Here is a 477-nt window from a genome sequence, read left to right as displayed (position 1 = left end):
CTATCACTGATATTGACGGTAAGTTTACAATCGCAAATGTACCAAGTTCTGCTAAGACTTATTGATCTTTTTTCTTCCTGTTTTTTCGTGTTTTCTTCTTCTATCTTATTGTTTTTCAGTTGTTTTGTTTCTATTTTCGCAAATTGTCCGGTTCTTCCGGTTTCTTTTATTGAAATTTCCTTTATCTGTTCTTGTTTATTTAGTAGTCTCTTTTTCTCATTGATTTTGAGATGGGGGGTAATATTCTACCCGAATTTTTAATGAATTTCCCAGTATTTTCCCTATTATTTCAACTATCTTCGACTTTGAATAAAAATATGTTTGATGACGTTTTAATATCTGTGTTTTAAGGGAAATACATTTCTCAACTATACTTATCCCTATGAGAAAAAATACTCATAGTAATGAGAAGAAATACTCATAGTAATGAGAACTTTTTCTCATTGCAGTGAGAATATACCCTTGTTAGAATAGGCT

This window comes from Bacteroides sp. AM16-13 (assembly GCF_003602705.1).
In the GTDB taxonomy this organism is placed as follows: domain Bacteria; phylum Bacteroidota; class Bacteroidia; order Bacteroidales; family Bacteroidaceae; genus Bacteroides; species Bacteroides xylanisolvens.
This window is presented reverse-complemented; position numbering follows the sequence as displayed.